Below are 14,779 nucleotides of genomic sequence, written 5' to 3' on the forward strand. Positions count from 1 at the left end.
CCGGCAGATAGAAGCCGCCGAGGCCGTTCTTGCCGAAGGAGGAAAGCCGGTAGAGCAGGTTGAAGACCGTGTTGGGCGAACGCGGCCCCAGATAGACGCCGAGCGTCGCTTCGAGCGCCAAGAGCCCCTTGATCGCGTCGCTCTCGAAGAAATCGGTCGCGAGATCGGCGACATTGATGGTGAGGATGCGGGAGAGCTCCAGCATGTCCTTCTTGCCCAGCATGCGGAGCTTGAGGGCGAACATGCCGAGCGCGAGCTTGGTCTGAAAATCGTTGGCCCCCGCCGAGGGCGAGGGCGGCGTGCGCAGCAGGAAATCGCCCAGCGCCGAGGAGAGCCGCACCAGGCGCGCCATGACGCGCGGATAGGCTTCGGCATCGGCCGGCGAGATCCTGCCGATCGAGGCCGCCGTGGCGGCCGCATCGCCGGTCAGATCGATCCGCGCCCCGTCCGGCAACAGCGCCGAGGTGCCGACGCGATGCTGCGTGGCACGGAGCCCATGGCCCTCGAGCCCCAGATCGCGGATCACGCGGGGATGGAGCGCATGGAGCAGATGCGCCACGGCCGAGGTCTTGAAGCCCGGCGCGAATTCTCGCGTCACCGCCGCCCCGCCGGGGCGATCGTTCGCCTCGACCACCAGCGTCTTGATTCCGGCCTTGGCGAGATAAGTCGCCGTCACCAGCCCGTTATGGCCGGCGCCGATGACGATGACATCGAATTGATTGGCGCTCATCGCACCACCCCATGCTTGAAATCCTTCAGCATCTCGCGCGCGGCATTGGCGCCGGGAGCGCCCATCACGCCGCCGCCCGGATGCGTGCCCGAGCCGCACATGTAGAAGCCGTCGAAGGGCCCGCGATACTGGCCGAGCCCCGGGAAGGGCCGGTTGAACAGCATCTGGTCGAGGGTGAGCTCGCCCTGGAAGATGTTGCCCTCGGTCAGGCCCACCTCGTTCTCGATGTCCCAGGGCGTGCGGGTCTGGCAATGCAGGATCAGCTTGCGGAAGCCCGGCGCGTTCTCCTCGATGGTGTCGAGCACGTCCTTCTCGAAGGCCGCCTTCGTCTCCGGCGTCCAGGGGCTCTCGGCCAGCTTATAGGGGACATACTGGACGAAGACCGACATGAAATGCTTGCCGGGCGGGGCCATGGTCGGATCGACCGAGGTCGGGATCACGATGTCGAGGAAGGGCTTCTTCGACCAGGAGCCGTATTTGTAATCGTCATAGGCATGCTCGATATAGTCGAAGTCGCCGCCGATATCGATCGTGCCCCAGCCCGATTCCTGCGGAAGCCCGGCGAATTTCGGCATGCCGTCGAGCGCGATGTTGAGCTTGCCCGAAGAGCCGCGGATCTTGAAGTTCTTGGCATAGCCATGGATGTCGGGATCGATCGCATCGAGGTCCGACTTCTCGATCAGCTTCAGATAGGTGCGCTTGGGATCGAGATTGGAGACCACCGTCTTCGCGTGGATCTCCTCGCCGCTCTTGAGCACGACGCCGGTGCATCTGCCGTTCTTGACGATCAGGCTCGCGACCTCGGCATTGGTGCGGATCTCGACGCCGGCCTCGGTCGCGGCCGAGGCGATGGCCTTCGAGACCGAGCCCATCCCGCCGCGCGCAAAGCCCCAGGCGCCGATCTGGCCGTCGACCTCGCCCATATAGTGATGCAGCAGCACATAGGCCGTGCCGGGCGAATAGGGCCCGAGGGCGGTGCCGATGATCGACGAGGCGGCGGAGAATCCCTTCCAGCGCGGGTTCTCGAAATACTCGTCGAGGAAATCGCCGATCGACATGGTCCAGAAGCGGATCAGCTCATACATCTGCTTCTCGCCCATGCGCCCGAACTCGGCCGCGATCTTGAGCAATCCGTCCAGGTCCTCGCGTTTGCCCCAGGGATTGATGCGGTTCTGGGCGAAGGGATTGAGCTGCGTCGGATCGGGCGGCGTCACCATCAGCAACGGCTTGATGAAGCGGCATTGCCGGCTGATCTCGGCGGCGTAATGCTCGTAAGCCTCGGCATCCTTGACCGAATGACGGCGCAGGCTCTCGCGCGTGCGGTCATGGTCGCGATAGGTGACGATGCCCTCGCCGTTCGGGTTGGGCTGGCTGTTGGTCTCATAGGGAATGACCTCGAGCCCGTGGCGCGGCAGATCGAGGAAGCGGAAGATCTCGGGACGCAGCAGGCTGCAGACATAGGAGCAGGTCGAGTAGGTGAAGCCCGGATAGATCTCCTCCGACATCGCCGCCCCACCGACCTTGTGGTAGCGCTCGAGCACCAGGACCTTGAGCTTATTCTTGCCTTCTTTCTCGCCGCCCTTGGCGAGATAGGCGGCGCAGGTCAATCCGTTATGTCCGCCACCGACCACGATGGCATCGTATGAAGCTGACATCGATCTTCCGCCGCCGCTGAAATTTGAATGATCATTCAATAGCAAGGGAAGACGCGCGGCGTCAAGGCGGGGGATTTGGGTTGGGATTCAAGGGGGTGGAGAGATAATGACGGACGACCTCGCATGTCATCGAGAGCCCCTCCCCCTAAGTTGATGTGATCGCTTCGCTCTACCTTTAAGCTTCGGGCGAGATCTACACCCATCACGCCCCCTCCCCTTGCGGGAGGGGGTAGGGGGAGGGGTACATGCGAGATCGATGAAGTGTCTGCGCGATGTCGCCGCCTAAAACCCGAACGCCACGTTCACCGTGCCCACATGGCGCGCGACGCCGGAGCCGTCCGACGCGGCGGCGGCGTTCTCGAAATGGTAGTTGGCGGTGAGCGTCAGGCCTTCGATGGTGTCGCCGCCGATGTCCCAGTCGGCTTCGACATCCATACGGTGGAGCGCGTCGTCATGCTGCTGGATCGCCTGGTCGTCGAGCGAATAGTCGGTGCGGTTGTCGTAGGCGTAATTGAGCCCGAGGCGGAAGGTCGGGCTCAGCGCCCAGTGGGTGCCGATGCGGGGTCCTTGCGCGCGGCCGGAGAACTGCCCGAGCTCGGCGTCGCTCTGCGCGAAGCGGTAGCCCAGATCGAGCGTGCAATGGGCCGGCAGGTCGAAGGAGAGGCCGACCTCGGCCATGGCGGCATCGGCGCGATGCGCGCTGTCATTCTCCTGCGTCTCGCGCGTGAAGCCCGAGGAGATCTTGGCGCTCACGCCCTCCCAGAGCTGCTGCGCGGCCCAGGCGGTGAGGCCATAGCTCAGATGCTGCAAGGTGGCGTCGGTCGAGCCCAAGGCGAAGTTCGGCTGCAGGGCCAGGGTCAGAGCGCCGTCATGGTAGGAGACGGTGGCGCCGCTCCAGGCATTGCCGGTGCCGAGCGACACATCGGCCTCGTTGCGCGAGCGGCTGCCGATGGCCTCGAACGTCAGCGACAGTTTGTCGTCGAGCGCGACGCGCTGGCGGCCGGCGATGCCGACGGTCAGGCCCGCGGCCGAGGCGCCGTCGATCGCTGAGAAGCTCACCGGAATGCCGCCCAGGGTCTGCGGCTGGGTGCCCTCCATCGTCAGATCGGGCTCCAACGACTCCTCGCGCGCGAAATCGACGAAGAGCCGGAACGGTCCGGATTGGACATTCGTTGAGGAGTCGGCGTTCGCGGAAGAACTCCCGCAGCCGAGGAGAAGCGATAAGCCGATGAGGGTCGAGCTTGCCAGCCTCCGCCACGGACGGTTCCGTGCTTGCGAAGAGGGCCTGAACTGTCTCAGCCGCGGTCCCCTATACCGCGGCGACTCGGCCGCGGGCATGGTGAGACTGCGCCGATATGGTTAGCGAGAGGTTAAGAAAGGGCGGATGTCACAAGCCGCGCCATATTATGACAAGTCGGCAGCCCTGCCCTGTTCCCACCCTTCTTGCTGATATGCCTGAGAAAATTCCTAAGAGGCCCATCATGACAACGCAGCTGACCGATCATTTCCGCGCCATGGCCCGCAACAATGCCTGGGCCAATGCGCGCCTGCTGGCGGCCTGCGGCGAGCTCACCCCGGCGGAGTTCATCGCGCGGCGGGTGAGCTTCTTCCCGTCCCTCTGCGAGACCCTCAATCACATCCTCGTGGTCGACCGCTATTACCTCGCGGATCTGCAGGGCACCGGCCGCGTCCTGCTCGAGAACGAGACGCCCTATGCCGATCTTCCGGATCTGGCCGCGGCGCAGACCGAGACCGACCGGCAGCTGATCCAATTCTGCGACCGCCTGACGACGCGCGACCTGTCGCGGCGCGTCACCATCGACCGCAAGGACGGCGTCGATTACCGCGAGACGGCGGGATCCATCCTGGCGCATCTGTTCCAGCACCAGATCCATCATCGCGGCCAGGCCCACGCCATGCTCGCCGGCACGAGGGTTGCGCCACCGCAGCTGGACGAGTTTTTCCTGGAGTCAGACGCACCGCGGCGGGATGAGGAGCTGCGGCGGATGGGGCTGGAGCCGGTTTGATGTCTTATCCCCTCCCCCCTTGTGGGGGTTAGGGAGGGGGCCGCTCGCTGCATGGAGCGGCGTCATCCCCCTTCCCCACAAGGGGGAAGGGACAGTGCAGAGCGGGCTCAATCCTCCGCGTAGGGATTCTTGATCTTGCGCAGCGTGGTCCGGATCGGCACGCCGGGGAGCTCGAACTGTTCGCGCAGGCCGTTGATCAGATAGCGCATGTAATCGTCGGGCAACTTCTCGGGCCGGTTCATGAAGAAGGCGAAGGTCGGGGGCCTCGTCTTGATCTGGGTCATGTAGCGCGGCTTGAGGCGCCGTCCCGAGACCAGGGGCGCCGGATGATTGTCGACCATCGCGCGCAGCCAGCGATTGAGCGGCGAGGTGGCGAGGCGCCGGTTCCACTGCTTGTGCACGGCGAAGGCGGCGTCGATCAGGCGGTCGAGATTCTGTCCCGTAAGAGCCGAGACCGGCACCACCGGAATCCCCTTGGCCTGGGTCAGCGATCTCTCGACCCGGTCGGTGAGCTTCTTCAGCGCCTTGGGCTTGTCCTCGATGCGGTCCCATTTGTTGGCCGCGATCAGGAGCGCGCGCCCCTCCTCCAGCACCATCCGCGCGAGCGTCAGGTCCTGCTTCTCCAGCATGACCTCGGAATCGAGCACGAGGATGACCACCTCGGCATAGCGGATGGTGTTGAGCGTGTCGCTGACCGAGAGCCGCTCGACCTTGTCGATCACCTTCGAATGGCGGCGCACGCCGGCGGTGTCGACCAGCCGCACGCGACGGCCGCGATGCTGCCAGTCGATGGCGATGGAATCGCGCGTGATGCCGGCCTCGGGGCCGACCAGCAAGCGGTCCTCGCCGATCAGCCGGTTCACCAGGGTCGATTTGCCGACATTGGGGCGGCCGACGATGGCGAGCTGCAGCGGGCGCTTCTCGATTTCCTTCTCATGCGCGGCGGCGGCCGCCTCGTCGAAGGCCTCCGCATTCTCGAATTCCGGCTCTTCGGCCGGCAGGGCGAACTCGTCCTCCTCGATCGGGTCGCCGAGCTTGGCCTTGTCGCCGAGCTTGTCGCGGATCGCGTCCAGCAGCAGATCGAGCCCTTGCGCATGCTCCGCCGAGACCGGAATGGGATCGCCCAGCCCCAGCCGATGCGCCTCGCCAAGCCCTGAGAGCGCCGCCTTGGATTCGGCCTTGTTCGCGACCAGCACCATGGGGCGATGCTGCTTGCGCAGCCAGCGCAGGAAATGCTGATCCAGCGAGGTCACGCCCTCGCGCGCATCGATCAGGAAGAGGATGAGATCGGCCTCGCCCACCGCGCGCTCGGTCTGGTCGCGCATGCGCGCCTCGAGCGTGTCGTCCTTGGCGTCCTCGAAGCCGGCCGTGTCGACCAGCCGGAACGTGAATTCGCCGATGCGGCCGTCGCCATAGCGGCGGTCGCGCGTGACGCCCGGCTGATCGTCGACCAGCGCCTGGCGCCGGCCGGTCAGACGGTTGAACAGCGTGGATTTGCCGACATTGGGGCGGCCGACGATCGCCAGCGTGAGCCCCATCGTCTCGCCTTCACGGCGCATCGGATCGGCCCTCTCTCGTCGCAGCGAAATCCCGATCCGCGATGCGCCTCAGCGCATCGCGATCAGATCCGCATTGTCCAGCACCAACAGCAGCGTGCCGTTGACGATGATCGGCTCCAGATGGGAGCGCCCCGGGAGCTGGATCTTGCCGAGGAACTCGCCGGTATAGGGCGAGATCGAATAGGCCTCCGAATTCGAGCCGGTGACGACCAGGCGATCGCCCGCCAGCACCGGGCCGGACCAAACGATCGGGCGCTTCTTCTCTTCCATGTTCTCGAAAGTCGGCAGCGACTGCACCCAGCGGATGCGGCCCTGATCGCGGGTCAGGCAGACCACGTCGCCTTCGCGCGTCAGCGTGTAGACATAATCGCCCGCGGCCCAGGGACCCTGACTGCCGCCGAAATTATTGCTCCAGACACGCCGGCCGTTGGAAAGGTCGATGGCGGCGGTGACGCCGCTATGGCTGACCGCCAGCACCAGGTCGCGGTCGATCACCGGCCGGCCGCGGATGTCGGCCAATTGCGACAGCGATTCCGAACGCTGGCCGCCGGCGAGACTCTCGGTCCAGAGCACGCGGCCGGTCTCGGCACGGATCGCCAGGAGCTCGCCGGTGCTGAGCGGCACGACCACATTGGGCCCGACCACCGCCGGCGCCGGACCGCCGAGGAGGGCTGCCGCCGGCGCCACGCCGGCATGGGTCCAGAGCTTGCGGCCGTCGTCGGCTGCCAATGCCACCACCTGGTTGTCGGTCGAGACGATGAAGACGCGGCCGTCGCTGTAGGTGGGCGCCGCCCGCAAGGGCATGCGCAGATCGACATCCCATTTGACGGTGCCGGTGCCGATGTCGAGCGCATACATATGCTCGTAGGCGGTGCTGACATAGAGCATCTTGCCGTCGCTGGTGAGGCCGCCGCCGAAGAGATCGTCGTCCTCGTCCTCGGGCGTCAGATCGGTGCGCCAAACCTGGCCGCCGTTCGTGACGTCGAACGCCGTGACGGTGGCGCCGGCATCCATGGTGAAGACGCGTCCGCCGACCGAGATGGGCTCGGCCAGGATGGCGCGGTCATCGCCGGCCGACTGCCCGATATGGGCGGTCCAGACCGTCTTGATGTTGTCGCCGAGCGCCACGTGATACATGGCGTGGCTCGAATAGCCGCCGGGCTGCGGCCATTCCGTGTTGGTCTCGGGCTTGGGCAGCACGACCTGCTGCTGCTGCAGGGTCGGATCGATCACGAGCGAGCCCGACATCTTCAAGACCGAGATGCGCTGGCCCGGCAAGGGCGGCGCTTCGGGATCGCCGAAGAAGTAATCGCAACCGGACAGCAGCGTCAGCGCCATCACAAGACCGGCGAGGCCGGCCGCACGACCGGCGCGACGCCGGCGGGAAGGAAGAACCGCAGAGATTGCCATCATGTGAAATCAGCTCTTGAGGGCCGCGGCCATTTCGGCGGCCCGCGCGCGCAGACTGGAGGGCGCCGCCTGATCGTCGGCGAGCTGGGTGAAGAGTTCCGTGGCGTGCTTCTGGTCGCCGCTCTTGAGCGCGAGGATCGCGGTCAGCTCGGTCGCCGTGAAGCGCCAGGGATTCTCGGGCGCCATCAGCGGCGCCAGCTCGGCGGTGAGCGCCGCGGGATCGCCGCTCTCCACCAGCCGCATGACCTTCAGGAGTTTCGCCAGATCGCGCAGCGCCGAGGGCGTGCCGCTGTCGGCGGCCATCGCGTCATAGATCTTGGCGGCACCGTCGATATCGCCGGCCTTGGCCTTGACCGCGGCGCGCTCGAGCGACGCCAGCGCACCATAGCCGCCGCCGGCATCGGCGATGTTCGCCAGCGCCGCGTCCGCCTTGGCGAGGTCGCCCGTGCTCGGATCGGTCAGCGCGATCGCCGCGCCATATTGCTCGGCCAGCTGGGCTTCGCGATGCTGCTGATAGCGCTGCCAGGCGACGGAGCCGGCGGTGCCGAGGACGACCACCACCGCGAGAGCGATCACCCAGCGGCCATAACGCTGCCAGAGCTGCTCGAACTTTTCGCGCCGAAGGTCCTCTTCGACTTCCTTGAAGATATCCGCCACGCCCGCTCCTCTCGGCCCCCGCGCCGCTGCCTTCTGTCCTAAATCCCGGGATTGGGCCCAAGGACCGACGATGCGAGTGCCACATCGAGCCTGATTCTCGCAAACCCCAAATCCCCGCCGAGGCCGGGGCCAAAGCCGGGCGTAACATAACCTTGTGTGTTCACCTTGGCAAACCCCGGAATTTCAATGGGTTCCGCGACATCATGACCGGCTCGCCAGGGTCCGGGCAGCGGCCGCTAACCCAATATTCACCAGGCCGGTGGCAGGATGATCGCCAGGTCCCCCAGGAAGGGCGGGCCCGCTCGCAAGCCAGGACGGCCGCCATGCTCAAGAACATCGTCCTCTACCTCATCCTCGGCGCCTCGCTGACCCTGCAGGGCTGCGCGGGCTTGCCGGCTGACCTCGCCATGGGGGCCGTCACCGCCACGACCTTCACGATGGAGAAGAAACTGCCGACGGACTACGTCGCCGGCTGGATCACGGGCGAGGATTGCTCCTCCTTCGAGCTGGAGCGCACCGGAAAATACTGCCGGACGCCCGAAGAGATCGCGGCCGACGAGGCCGCCGCCCATCCGCCGATGCCGGTCTATTACTGCTACCGGACCCTGGGCGTGGTCGATTGCGTGAGCAAGCCGATGCCGGGCGAAGAGGCGCGCCTGGTCCAGTAACGTCGCCGCCGGTTTTCCCGCCTTCGTTGCCTCCTGAAAGCTTCGCCGGGTCCGGTCCTCGGGGCTGGACCGGCTGCGAATTTTGGTCGACACTATCGGCACTGGATTGATTCCTGGGGGCTGCCGCTTCACGGCGGCGGGACGCTCTCCCGGGAACCGATGCGGTCCTTGCAACGCGGGAGCCGAGTGCCAGTCACCGCATGTCGAGTCTGATCCGCCTCGCCGAGTATCGGCGCCAACAGCGCGTGGTTTTCTTCAGCCGGCGCGAATTGAATCAGCTTCTCTCCCTCTATAGCCGGCGCGTCATGCGCGGCGAGTGGCGCGACTACGCGATCGATCATCGCACCGGCATGGCGATGTTCTCGGTCTTCCGCTCCAGCCGCGAGCGCCCGCTCTTCAGCATTGCCAAGCGCGTCCCCGTCACGGGACCCGCGAATGAGCGCGAAGCCGAATATCTCCTGCTCAATGGCCGCCACCGGTTGCGGCGGACTCACGCGCTCGAGGACATCATCGAGCTGCTGGAGTCGGGCCTGCGCGTCGTCGGCTGAGCGCTACCCACTAGCCCTGGCCTTGTCTCGCCGTCCTCGCGACTCCGCGGGCGCCGGCCATCGAGTCGCTGCGCCGGGCTAAATTCGCCAATTGAAATAAACCATTATAAGTTCAGTTCCGAAGGCGCGGCGCTTATCCCCAGCTTGATTCGCGGAGTCGCCGAATCGATCTTGCAATACCCGATATGGTGGGATGAAACTCCGTGACCACAATATCTCGGGTTCTACCCCATATTTGGGACAAGATCGGAGGAAGAGCCATGGAGTGGACAGAGGAACGGATTGAAGCCTTGCGGGCGCTCTGGATGCAGGGCCTGACCGCGAGCCAGATCGCCGAGCGGCTCGGTGGCGTCAGCCGCAATGCCGTCATCGGCAAGGCGCACCGTCTGGGCCTGTCGGCCCGTCCGTCGCCGATCAAGCGCGAGCCCGGCGTCAAGCCCGTGCAAATGCCGCGTCCGGCTCGTATCGCGCCGCCCCAGCATCATGCCGAGCCGGCAACGATGCCGGCGGCACCGCCGGCCCCGCAGCCGCAACTCAGCGCCAAGGCGCCGGGTGCGGCCCCCACCGGCGGCAGCAAGGGCTGCATGTGGCCGATCGGCGATCCGAAACAGGCGGGCTTCCATTTCTGCGGCGCGCCCTCGGAAGCCGGCCGTCCCTACTGCACCCAGCATTGCGCCGCGGCCTATCACAAGCGCCAGGTCGACGCGGCGTAACACGCGACCGCTTGCTTGCTTCCTTCCTATCCCCTCCCCCTTTTCGGGGGAGGGCTAGGGAGGGGGATGACGCGATTTCCCCAACAGACGGACTGCTGTGTTCCCATCGCTGACAGCGATGGGAATGCTGACTCGATTCAGGCTTCTAGGCTGCGGATTCCCCCTCCCTAGCCCTCCCCCTCGAGGGGGGAGGGGACACGCCTCGACACCTCGCCCCCTACTTCACCGCGGATGGCAGCGGGGCGCCCGTGTCCAGGAGGACGCGGAGCGCGTCGGCGGGGAGATGGGCCTGCACGGAATCGCCGGGGTTGAACGGGATCTCCTCGCCGCCATTCTGCACCAGCACCTGGATCACATTGCCGGTGGCGAGCCGCACGATCAGCTGGACCGCATTGCCGAGATAGACCGAGCGCTCCACCTGGCCCGGCACGCGGTTCTCGCCGGATGAACCCTGCTTCTCCAGCTTCACCCGCTCGGGCCGGATGGTGATCTTGGTCTGGCCAGAGATCGAGGTGTCGCCGCGCGCGCAGCGCAGATCGAAATCGCCGGCCTTCACCTGGCAATGGCCGCCGCCCGTGACGCCGCGCGCATGCGCATCCATCAGGTTGGAGACGCCGAGGAAGTCGGCGACGAAGACCGTGGTGGGCTCCTCATAGACCTGCTTGGGCGGCGCCACCTGCTCGACCCGGCCGTTCGACATGACGGCGATGCGGTCGCTCATGGTGAGCGCCTCTTCCTGGTCATGCGTCACATAGATGAAGGTGATGCCGACCTGCTGCTGCAGCGCCTTGAGCTCGATCTGCAGCTGCTTGCGGAGCTTGGCGTCCAGCGCGCCCAGCGGCTCGTCCAGCAGCAGCACCGCGGGCTTGAGCACCAGGGCGCGGGCCAGCGCCACGCGCTGCTGCTGGCCGCCCGACATCTGGGCCGGCCGGCGCCGCTCGAACTTGGTGAGCTGCACCAGGTCGAGCGCTTCCCGCACCCGCCGGTTGACCTCGTCCTTCTCCACCCGCGCGCGGCGCAGGCCGAAGGCGACATTGTCGAACACGTTCAGATGCGGGAACAGCGCGTAGTTCTGGAACACGGTGTTGACATGACGGCGATGCGGCGGCGTCTGCGTCATGTCCTCGCCGTCGAGGACGATCTGGCCCTCGGTCGGCTGCTCGAAGCCGGCGATCATGCGCAAGGTCGTCGTCTTGCCGCAACCCGAGGGCCCCAGCAGCGAGAAGAACTCGCCCGCCGGCATATGGAGGTTGATGCCGTCGACCGCGATGAACGCGCCGAACCGCTTGACGAGATGGACCAGTTCTACTTCGCCGCCGGCCACGTCAGCACCCCTGTTGCTTGGTTTGGTCTCGTGAGGAAGAGCTCGGGCGCCCGGCCCCGCTCAGACATCGAAGGCCCCCATCGAGCTGACCATCGACTTGCCGGCACCGCCCGCGGGCCGTTCGCCCCGCGTCATGAAGCGGTAGACCAGATAGGATATGCCGATGGCGACGAGCGTGAAATAGACCATGATCGAAGCCAGCGCGTTGATCGAGGGCAGCGGGGCCGCGCGCGTCGCGCTGTAGATCCGGATCGGGATGGTGTCGCAATCGGCGCCGCAGGAGAGCCACTGGCTGATCACGAAATCGTCGATCGAGATCGCGAACACGATCATCAGGCTCGAGAAAATCGCCGGCAGCAGCAGCGGCAGCAGCACCAGCCGCAAGGTCTCCGAGGGCGTGGCGCCCAGGTCGGCCGCCGCCTCCTCATATTGGCGCCCGATCGAGAACAGGCGGCCACGCACGATCACGACGACATAGGAGAGCGAGAAGGTCACATGGCCCAGAACCTGGGCGGTGGTGCTGGGTTCGATGAAGGTGAAGACGTTGAGGAAGGCCAGCGACAGCGAGACGCCCATCACGATCTCGGGCGTCACCAGCGGAAACAGCATGAGGAAGTTGGAGGCGCTGGCCGCGCGCCCGCGCCAGCGCGCCAGACCCAGCGCCAGCATCACGCCAAGCGGCGTGGCGATCAGCATGTCGAGGCCCGCCAGCTTCAGGCTCTGGAACAGCGCATGCTGCAAGGCCGGATCATGCCAGACCGAATTGACCGGATCGCCCCAATACCAGCGCGCCCCGGCGAAGCCCTGCCAGGCGGTGAGCGAGCGGCCGTCATTGAAGGAGAACTGGATCGCGATCACGACCGGCGCGATCGAGGAGATGACATAGACCCAGGTCAGCAGCACCAGGAAGCGCGGCTTGCCCCAGGGATTGGCGACCCAGTCGGCCGTGCGGCGCGCGAAGGTCCGCTGGGGCCGGCGCACGGGACGCGTCGTCAGTGCGGCTTCACTCATCGCGCACCTCGCGCGTCGCCTTGGCGACGGAATACATGTAATAGGTCATCAGCACCGCCAGGAAGAGCGCCAGGATCATGGTCAGCGAGGCGCCGATGGAGGGCTGCGGGCCGCCATGGAAATAGAGGTCGATCTGGTTGCCGAGCATGCTGGTGGTCGGCGAGCCGGAGATGATGTTGGGGGTGTAATAGTCGCCGAACATCGGCAGCGCGATGATGACGCTGGCGCCGAGGATACCGGTCATCGACAAGGGCAGCGTGACATGGAGGAAGGCGCTGAAGGGATTGGCGCCCAGATCGCGCGCCGCCTCCAGCAGGCTCTTGTCGATGCGGTCGAGCGCTGCCAGCAGCGGCAGGATCAGGTAGGGGATGTAGCCATAGACCAGCGCCAGGATCACCGAGACCGGGTTGCCGTTCAACCAGTCCGGCGGATTGGTCGTGATGTGCGACCAGGCAAGGAAGTCGTTCACATAGCCGCTGGGCGCGAAGAGATTGACCCAGGCCAGCATGCGCATCAGGTAGCTGACCCAGAAGGGCAGCACCAGCAGGGCCAGCAGCAGCGATTTGGTGCGCCGCGTATGGCGCGAGATGTAGTAGGCGACCGGATATCCGACGAGCAGGCAGATCGACAAGGCGAGGCCGACATAGACGGTGGTGCGGATGAACACCGCCCAATAGTCGCCGCCCGGCAGGAACCCCAGGAGTGTCTGGAACATCGAATCGAAGTTCCACTCCAGGGGATTCCAGGCCGGCATCGGGATCATGAAGATCGGATCGACGCCGCCGAAGGCGACGCCGATCACCGCGTAGAACGGCACCAGGAAGAGAAGGATCAGCCAGACCACGCCCGGAAGGGCGAAGGCCGGCCAGAGGCCGCGCGGATAGATCCCGGAATGTTCGCGCATCGAGGTTATGCGCCCGAGAGGAACTTCGCGTAGGCGCTCTGCCACAGCGCCTGACCCTTGGGCGTGAGCGTCATCTCCTGCAAGGCGCCGGGGCCCATATCCTCCGGCCTCATCACCGCGGTGGCCAGGCCGGCCGGGATGCGGCCCTGCGCGATCAGCGCATCGGCCGTGATCGAGTTCATCGGCGGCTGATAGCCGTTGAAATCGAGGAAGTTGTCGGTTGCGACCGTGTTGTCGACGATGTAGTCGAGCCAGAGATGCGCGAGCACCGGCTTCTTGGTCGTCGCCGAGATCGCCCAGCAGTCGTTCTGGATCGGGCCCTTGCCTCTGGTCGCCGACCAGTAATGCAGCGTCGACGGATCGGCGCCTTCCGGCATATAGGCGAAGACCCCGCTCAGGAGATCGCCCGACCAGCAATGATGGAGGTAGCAGGTGCCTTCCGGCAACGTCTGGTACTCGGTGATGTTGATCTTCGGATTACAGATCGGGATCAGCGCCTTCAGATCCGCGAGTGCTGCGTCGATCTCGGCCGGGTCCTCGGTGTTGATGTCATATTTGCCCCGATAGAGCATGGCGAGGACCAGCGACTCGCGCGAATCGTCGAGTACGCCGACAAAGCCTTTGTAGGCTTGCGAGTTCCAGAAGATCGACCAGGGGTTCGGGAGGTTGGGGATGTCCTCGCTGACCTTGTCGGCGCGCCAGCCGATGCCCGTCGTGTAGACGGTATAGGGAACGGTGTAACGCGATTCCTGGTCATAGAACGGGCTGTGGAGCTGCGGCCAGACGTTCTTCTTGAGGTTCGGCACATAGTCGTGATTGACCGGCTTGATCAGCTTGCCGGCGACCGCCTGGGCCAGCCGGTCGGGCGTGATGTTGGTGACGTCGGCGCGGACCGCGTGGGTCGCGAGGCGCGTGATGCACTGATCCATGCTGTCGAAGGTGGTGATCTGGGTCTTCACCTTGTGCAGCCTGCCGAACTCGTCGACCAGCTTCTTGTCGATATAGTCCGAGTAATTGAAGATCGTGAAGGTGCCGTCGGTTTCCGGCTCGAGGCCGCTCTTGATCGGATCTTCCCACAGCGGCAGCGTCACCGGCTTGTCGGGCCGCGCCAGCGGAATGCCGCCAGGACCCATCAGGGCGTCATCCGCGGAAGCCATGCGCGTCAATGAGGGCAACAGCGCCGCACCCACGCCCAGAGCCGCCAAGGTCTTGAAAGCCTGTCTTCGCGAGATCCGGCCCGCCCGCAAACTTTCGAGAATCGCGCTCACACCAGCGTCATGATTACGCATCGCCGTCGCCTTTCAGGTGGGTTGGAACGAATACCCTTCGGCCTGCCGTCGTCAAACGGCATGGCGGCCGGCTATCGATGTCGGAAGGGTTGGGGTCGACTCTGAAAGCAGGAATCACGTCCTGCTTGCGTATCGATTGCGCAGGTTTGGCCGCCACTGCTCTCACGAGGAAGTTTCGATCGCTGACTCACGAAATTCTATCGCTGGTGGCGCAACTCCATCATTAACTGTTGTTCATGTCAATCTGCGACCGCGTTTATTCCGATAAACGCTGTGCGATGGCA

General features: G+C 65.5%; 14 protein-coding genes. 4 read left to right on the top strand and 10 right to left on the bottom strand.

Annotation, left to right across the window (positions count from 1 at the left end; translation table 11 throughout):
* The 3 genes from ACREE8_RS19785 to ACREE8_RS19795 all read right to left on the bottom strand — a co-directional run.
* On the bottom strand, positions 1-730 hold a 730-nt coding region (locus ACREE8_RS19785; RefSeq protein ID WP_431574732.1), incomplete at its 3' end, for a phytoene desaturase family protein.
* Positions 727-2,385 (bottom strand): phytoene desaturase family protein, encoded by a 1,659-nt coding sequence (locus tag ACREE8_RS19790; protein WP_431574733.1) that lies wholly within the window; start codon positions 2,383-2,385, stop codon positions 727-729. The genes ACREE8_RS19785 and ACREE8_RS19790, both read right to left, overlap by 4 nt.
* 282 nt (positions 2,386-2,667) lie before the next feature.
* Entirely contained in the window at positions 2,668-3,501 is an 834-nt protein-coding gene (locus tag ACREE8_RS19795; protein ID WP_431574734.1) for a hypothetical protein, read from the bottom strand.
* Positions 3,502-3,866: 365 nt separating this feature from the next.
* Between ACREE8_RS19795 and ACREE8_RS19800 the strand changes: the two genes are divergently transcribed.
* The gene (locus ACREE8_RS19800; protein ID WP_431574735.1) at positions 3,867-4,412 is read left to right on the top strand and encodes a DinB family protein; all 546 of its coding nucleotides are present in this window, start codon (positions 3,867-3,869) and stop codon (positions 4,410-4,412) included.
* Between the two features lie 107 nt (positions 4,413-4,519).
* Here ACREE8_RS19800 and der read toward each other — a convergent pair whose 3' ends face one another.
* The 3 genes from der to ACREE8_RS19815 form a co-directional block, all read right to left on the bottom strand.
* A complete protein-coding gene (gene der / locus ACREE8_RS19805; RefSeq protein ID WP_431574782.1) occupies positions 4,520-5,950 on the bottom strand; it encodes a ribosome biogenesis GTPase Der in 1,431 nt (476 codons plus the stop codon).
* A 69-nt stretch (positions 5,951-6,019) separates the two neighbouring features.
* Positions 6,020-7,384 (bottom strand): PQQ-binding-like beta-propeller repeat protein, encoded by a 1,365-nt coding sequence (locus ACREE8_RS19810; RefSeq protein WP_431574736.1) that lies wholly within the window; start codon positions 7,382-7,384, stop codon positions 6,020-6,022.
* A gap of 6 nt (positions 7,385-7,390) precedes the next feature.
* Complete coding sequence (locus tag ACREE8_RS19815) at positions 7,391-8,038, bottom strand: tetratricopeptide repeat protein (RefSeq protein ID WP_431574737.1); 648 nt, start codon at positions 8,036-8,038, stop codon at positions 7,391-7,393.
* A 323-nt stretch (positions 8,039-8,361) separates the two neighbouring features.
* On the opposite strand from ACREE8_RS19815, the gene ACREE8_RS19820 reads away from it, so the two are divergent.
* From ACREE8_RS19820 to ACREE8_RS19830, 3 genes are all read left to right on the top strand, one after another.
* A complete protein-coding gene (locus ACREE8_RS19820) occupies positions 8,362-8,706 on the top strand; it encodes a hypothetical protein (protein WP_431574738.1) in 345 nt (114 codons plus the stop codon).
* Between the two features lie 200 nt (positions 8,707-8,906).
* The gene (locus ACREE8_RS19825; RefSeq protein WP_431574739.1) at positions 8,907-9,254 is read left to right on the top strand and encodes a DUF2794 domain-containing protein; all 348 of its coding nucleotides are present in this window, start codon (positions 8,907-8,909) and stop codon (positions 9,252-9,254) included.
* Positions 9,255-9,514: 260 nt separating this feature from the next.
* Entirely contained in the window at positions 9,515-9,967 is a 453-nt protein-coding gene (locus ACREE8_RS19830; RefSeq protein ID WP_431574740.1) for a GcrA family cell cycle regulator, read from the top strand.
* Positions 9,968-10,184: 217 nt separating this feature from the next.
* Here the strand turns inward: ACREE8_RS19830 and ACREE8_RS19835 are convergent, their stop codons facing one another.
* The 4 genes from ACREE8_RS19835 to ACREE8_RS19850 are packed head-to-tail and all read right to left on the bottom strand — an operon-like array spanning position 10,185 to position 14,495.
* Positions 10,185-11,291: an ABC transporter ATP-binding protein gene (locus ACREE8_RS19835; RefSeq protein WP_431574741.1), complete on the bottom strand. Its 1,107-nt coding sequence runs from the start codon at positions 11,289-11,291 to the stop codon at positions 10,185-10,187.
* A 60-nt stretch (positions 11,292-11,351) separates the two neighbouring features.
* Positions 11,352-12,302: an ABC transporter permease gene (locus tag ACREE8_RS19840; protein ID WP_431574742.1), complete on the bottom strand. Its 951-nt coding sequence runs from the start codon at positions 12,300-12,302 to the stop codon at positions 11,352-11,354.
* Entirely contained in the window at positions 12,295-13,206 is a 912-nt protein-coding gene (locus ACREE8_RS19845) for an ABC transporter permease (protein ID WP_431574743.1), read from the bottom strand. The genes ACREE8_RS19840 and ACREE8_RS19845 overlap by 8 nt, the downstream gene beginning before the upstream one ends.
* Before the next feature lie 5 nt (positions 13,207-13,211).
* Entirely contained in the window at positions 13,212-14,495 is a 1,284-nt protein-coding gene (locus ACREE8_RS19850; protein WP_431574744.1) for an extracellular solute-binding protein, read from the bottom strand.
* Positions 14,496-14,779: the final 284 nt, after the last annotated feature.

This window comes from Hypericibacter sp., from assembly GCF_050729195.1.
GTDB lineage: Bacteria > Pseudomonadota > Alphaproteobacteria > Dongiales > Dongiaceae > Hypericibacter.

Excerpts from the sequence above, each read along its gene's own strand:
- ACREE8_RS19830 (WP_431574740.1), top strand. The coding sequence starts at position 9,515 with ATGGAGTGGACAGAGGAACGGATTGAAGCCTTGCGGGCGCTCTGGATG.
- ACREE8_RS19790 (WP_431574733.1), bottom strand. The coding sequence starts at position 2,385 with ATGTCAGCTTCATACGATGCCATCGTGGTCGGTGGCGGACATAACGGA.
- der (WP_431574782.1), bottom strand. The coding sequence starts at position 5,950 with ATGGGGCTCACGCTGGCGATCGTCGGCCGCCCCAATGTCGGCAAATCC.
- ACREE8_RS19820 (WP_431574738.1), top strand. The coding sequence starts at position 8,362 with ATGCTCAAGAACATCGTCCTCTACCTCATCCTCGGCGCCTCGCTGACC.
- ACREE8_RS19840 (WP_431574742.1), bottom strand. The coding sequence starts at position 12,302 with ATGAGTGAAGCCGCACTGACGACGCGTCCCGTGCGCCGGCCCCAGCGG.
- ACREE8_RS19810 (WP_431574736.1), bottom strand. The coding sequence starts at position 7,384 with ATGATGGCAATCTCTGCGGTTCTTCCTTCCCGCCGGCGTCGCGCCGGT.
- ACREE8_RS19825 (WP_431574739.1), top strand. The coding sequence starts at position 8,907 with ATGTCGAGTCTGATCCGCCTCGCCGAGTATCGGCGCCAACAGCGCGTG.
- ACREE8_RS19800 (WP_431574735.1), top strand. The coding sequence starts at position 3,867 with ATGACAACGCAGCTGACCGATCATTTCCGCGCCATGGCCCGCAACAAT.
- ACREE8_RS19850 (WP_431574744.1), bottom strand. The coding sequence starts at position 14,495 with ATGCGTAATCATGACGCTGGTGTGAGCGCGATTCTCGAAAGTTTGCGG.
- ACREE8_RS19845 (WP_431574743.1), bottom strand. The coding sequence starts at position 13,206 with ATGCGCGAACATTCCGGGATCTATCCGCGCGGCCTCTGGCCGGCCTTC.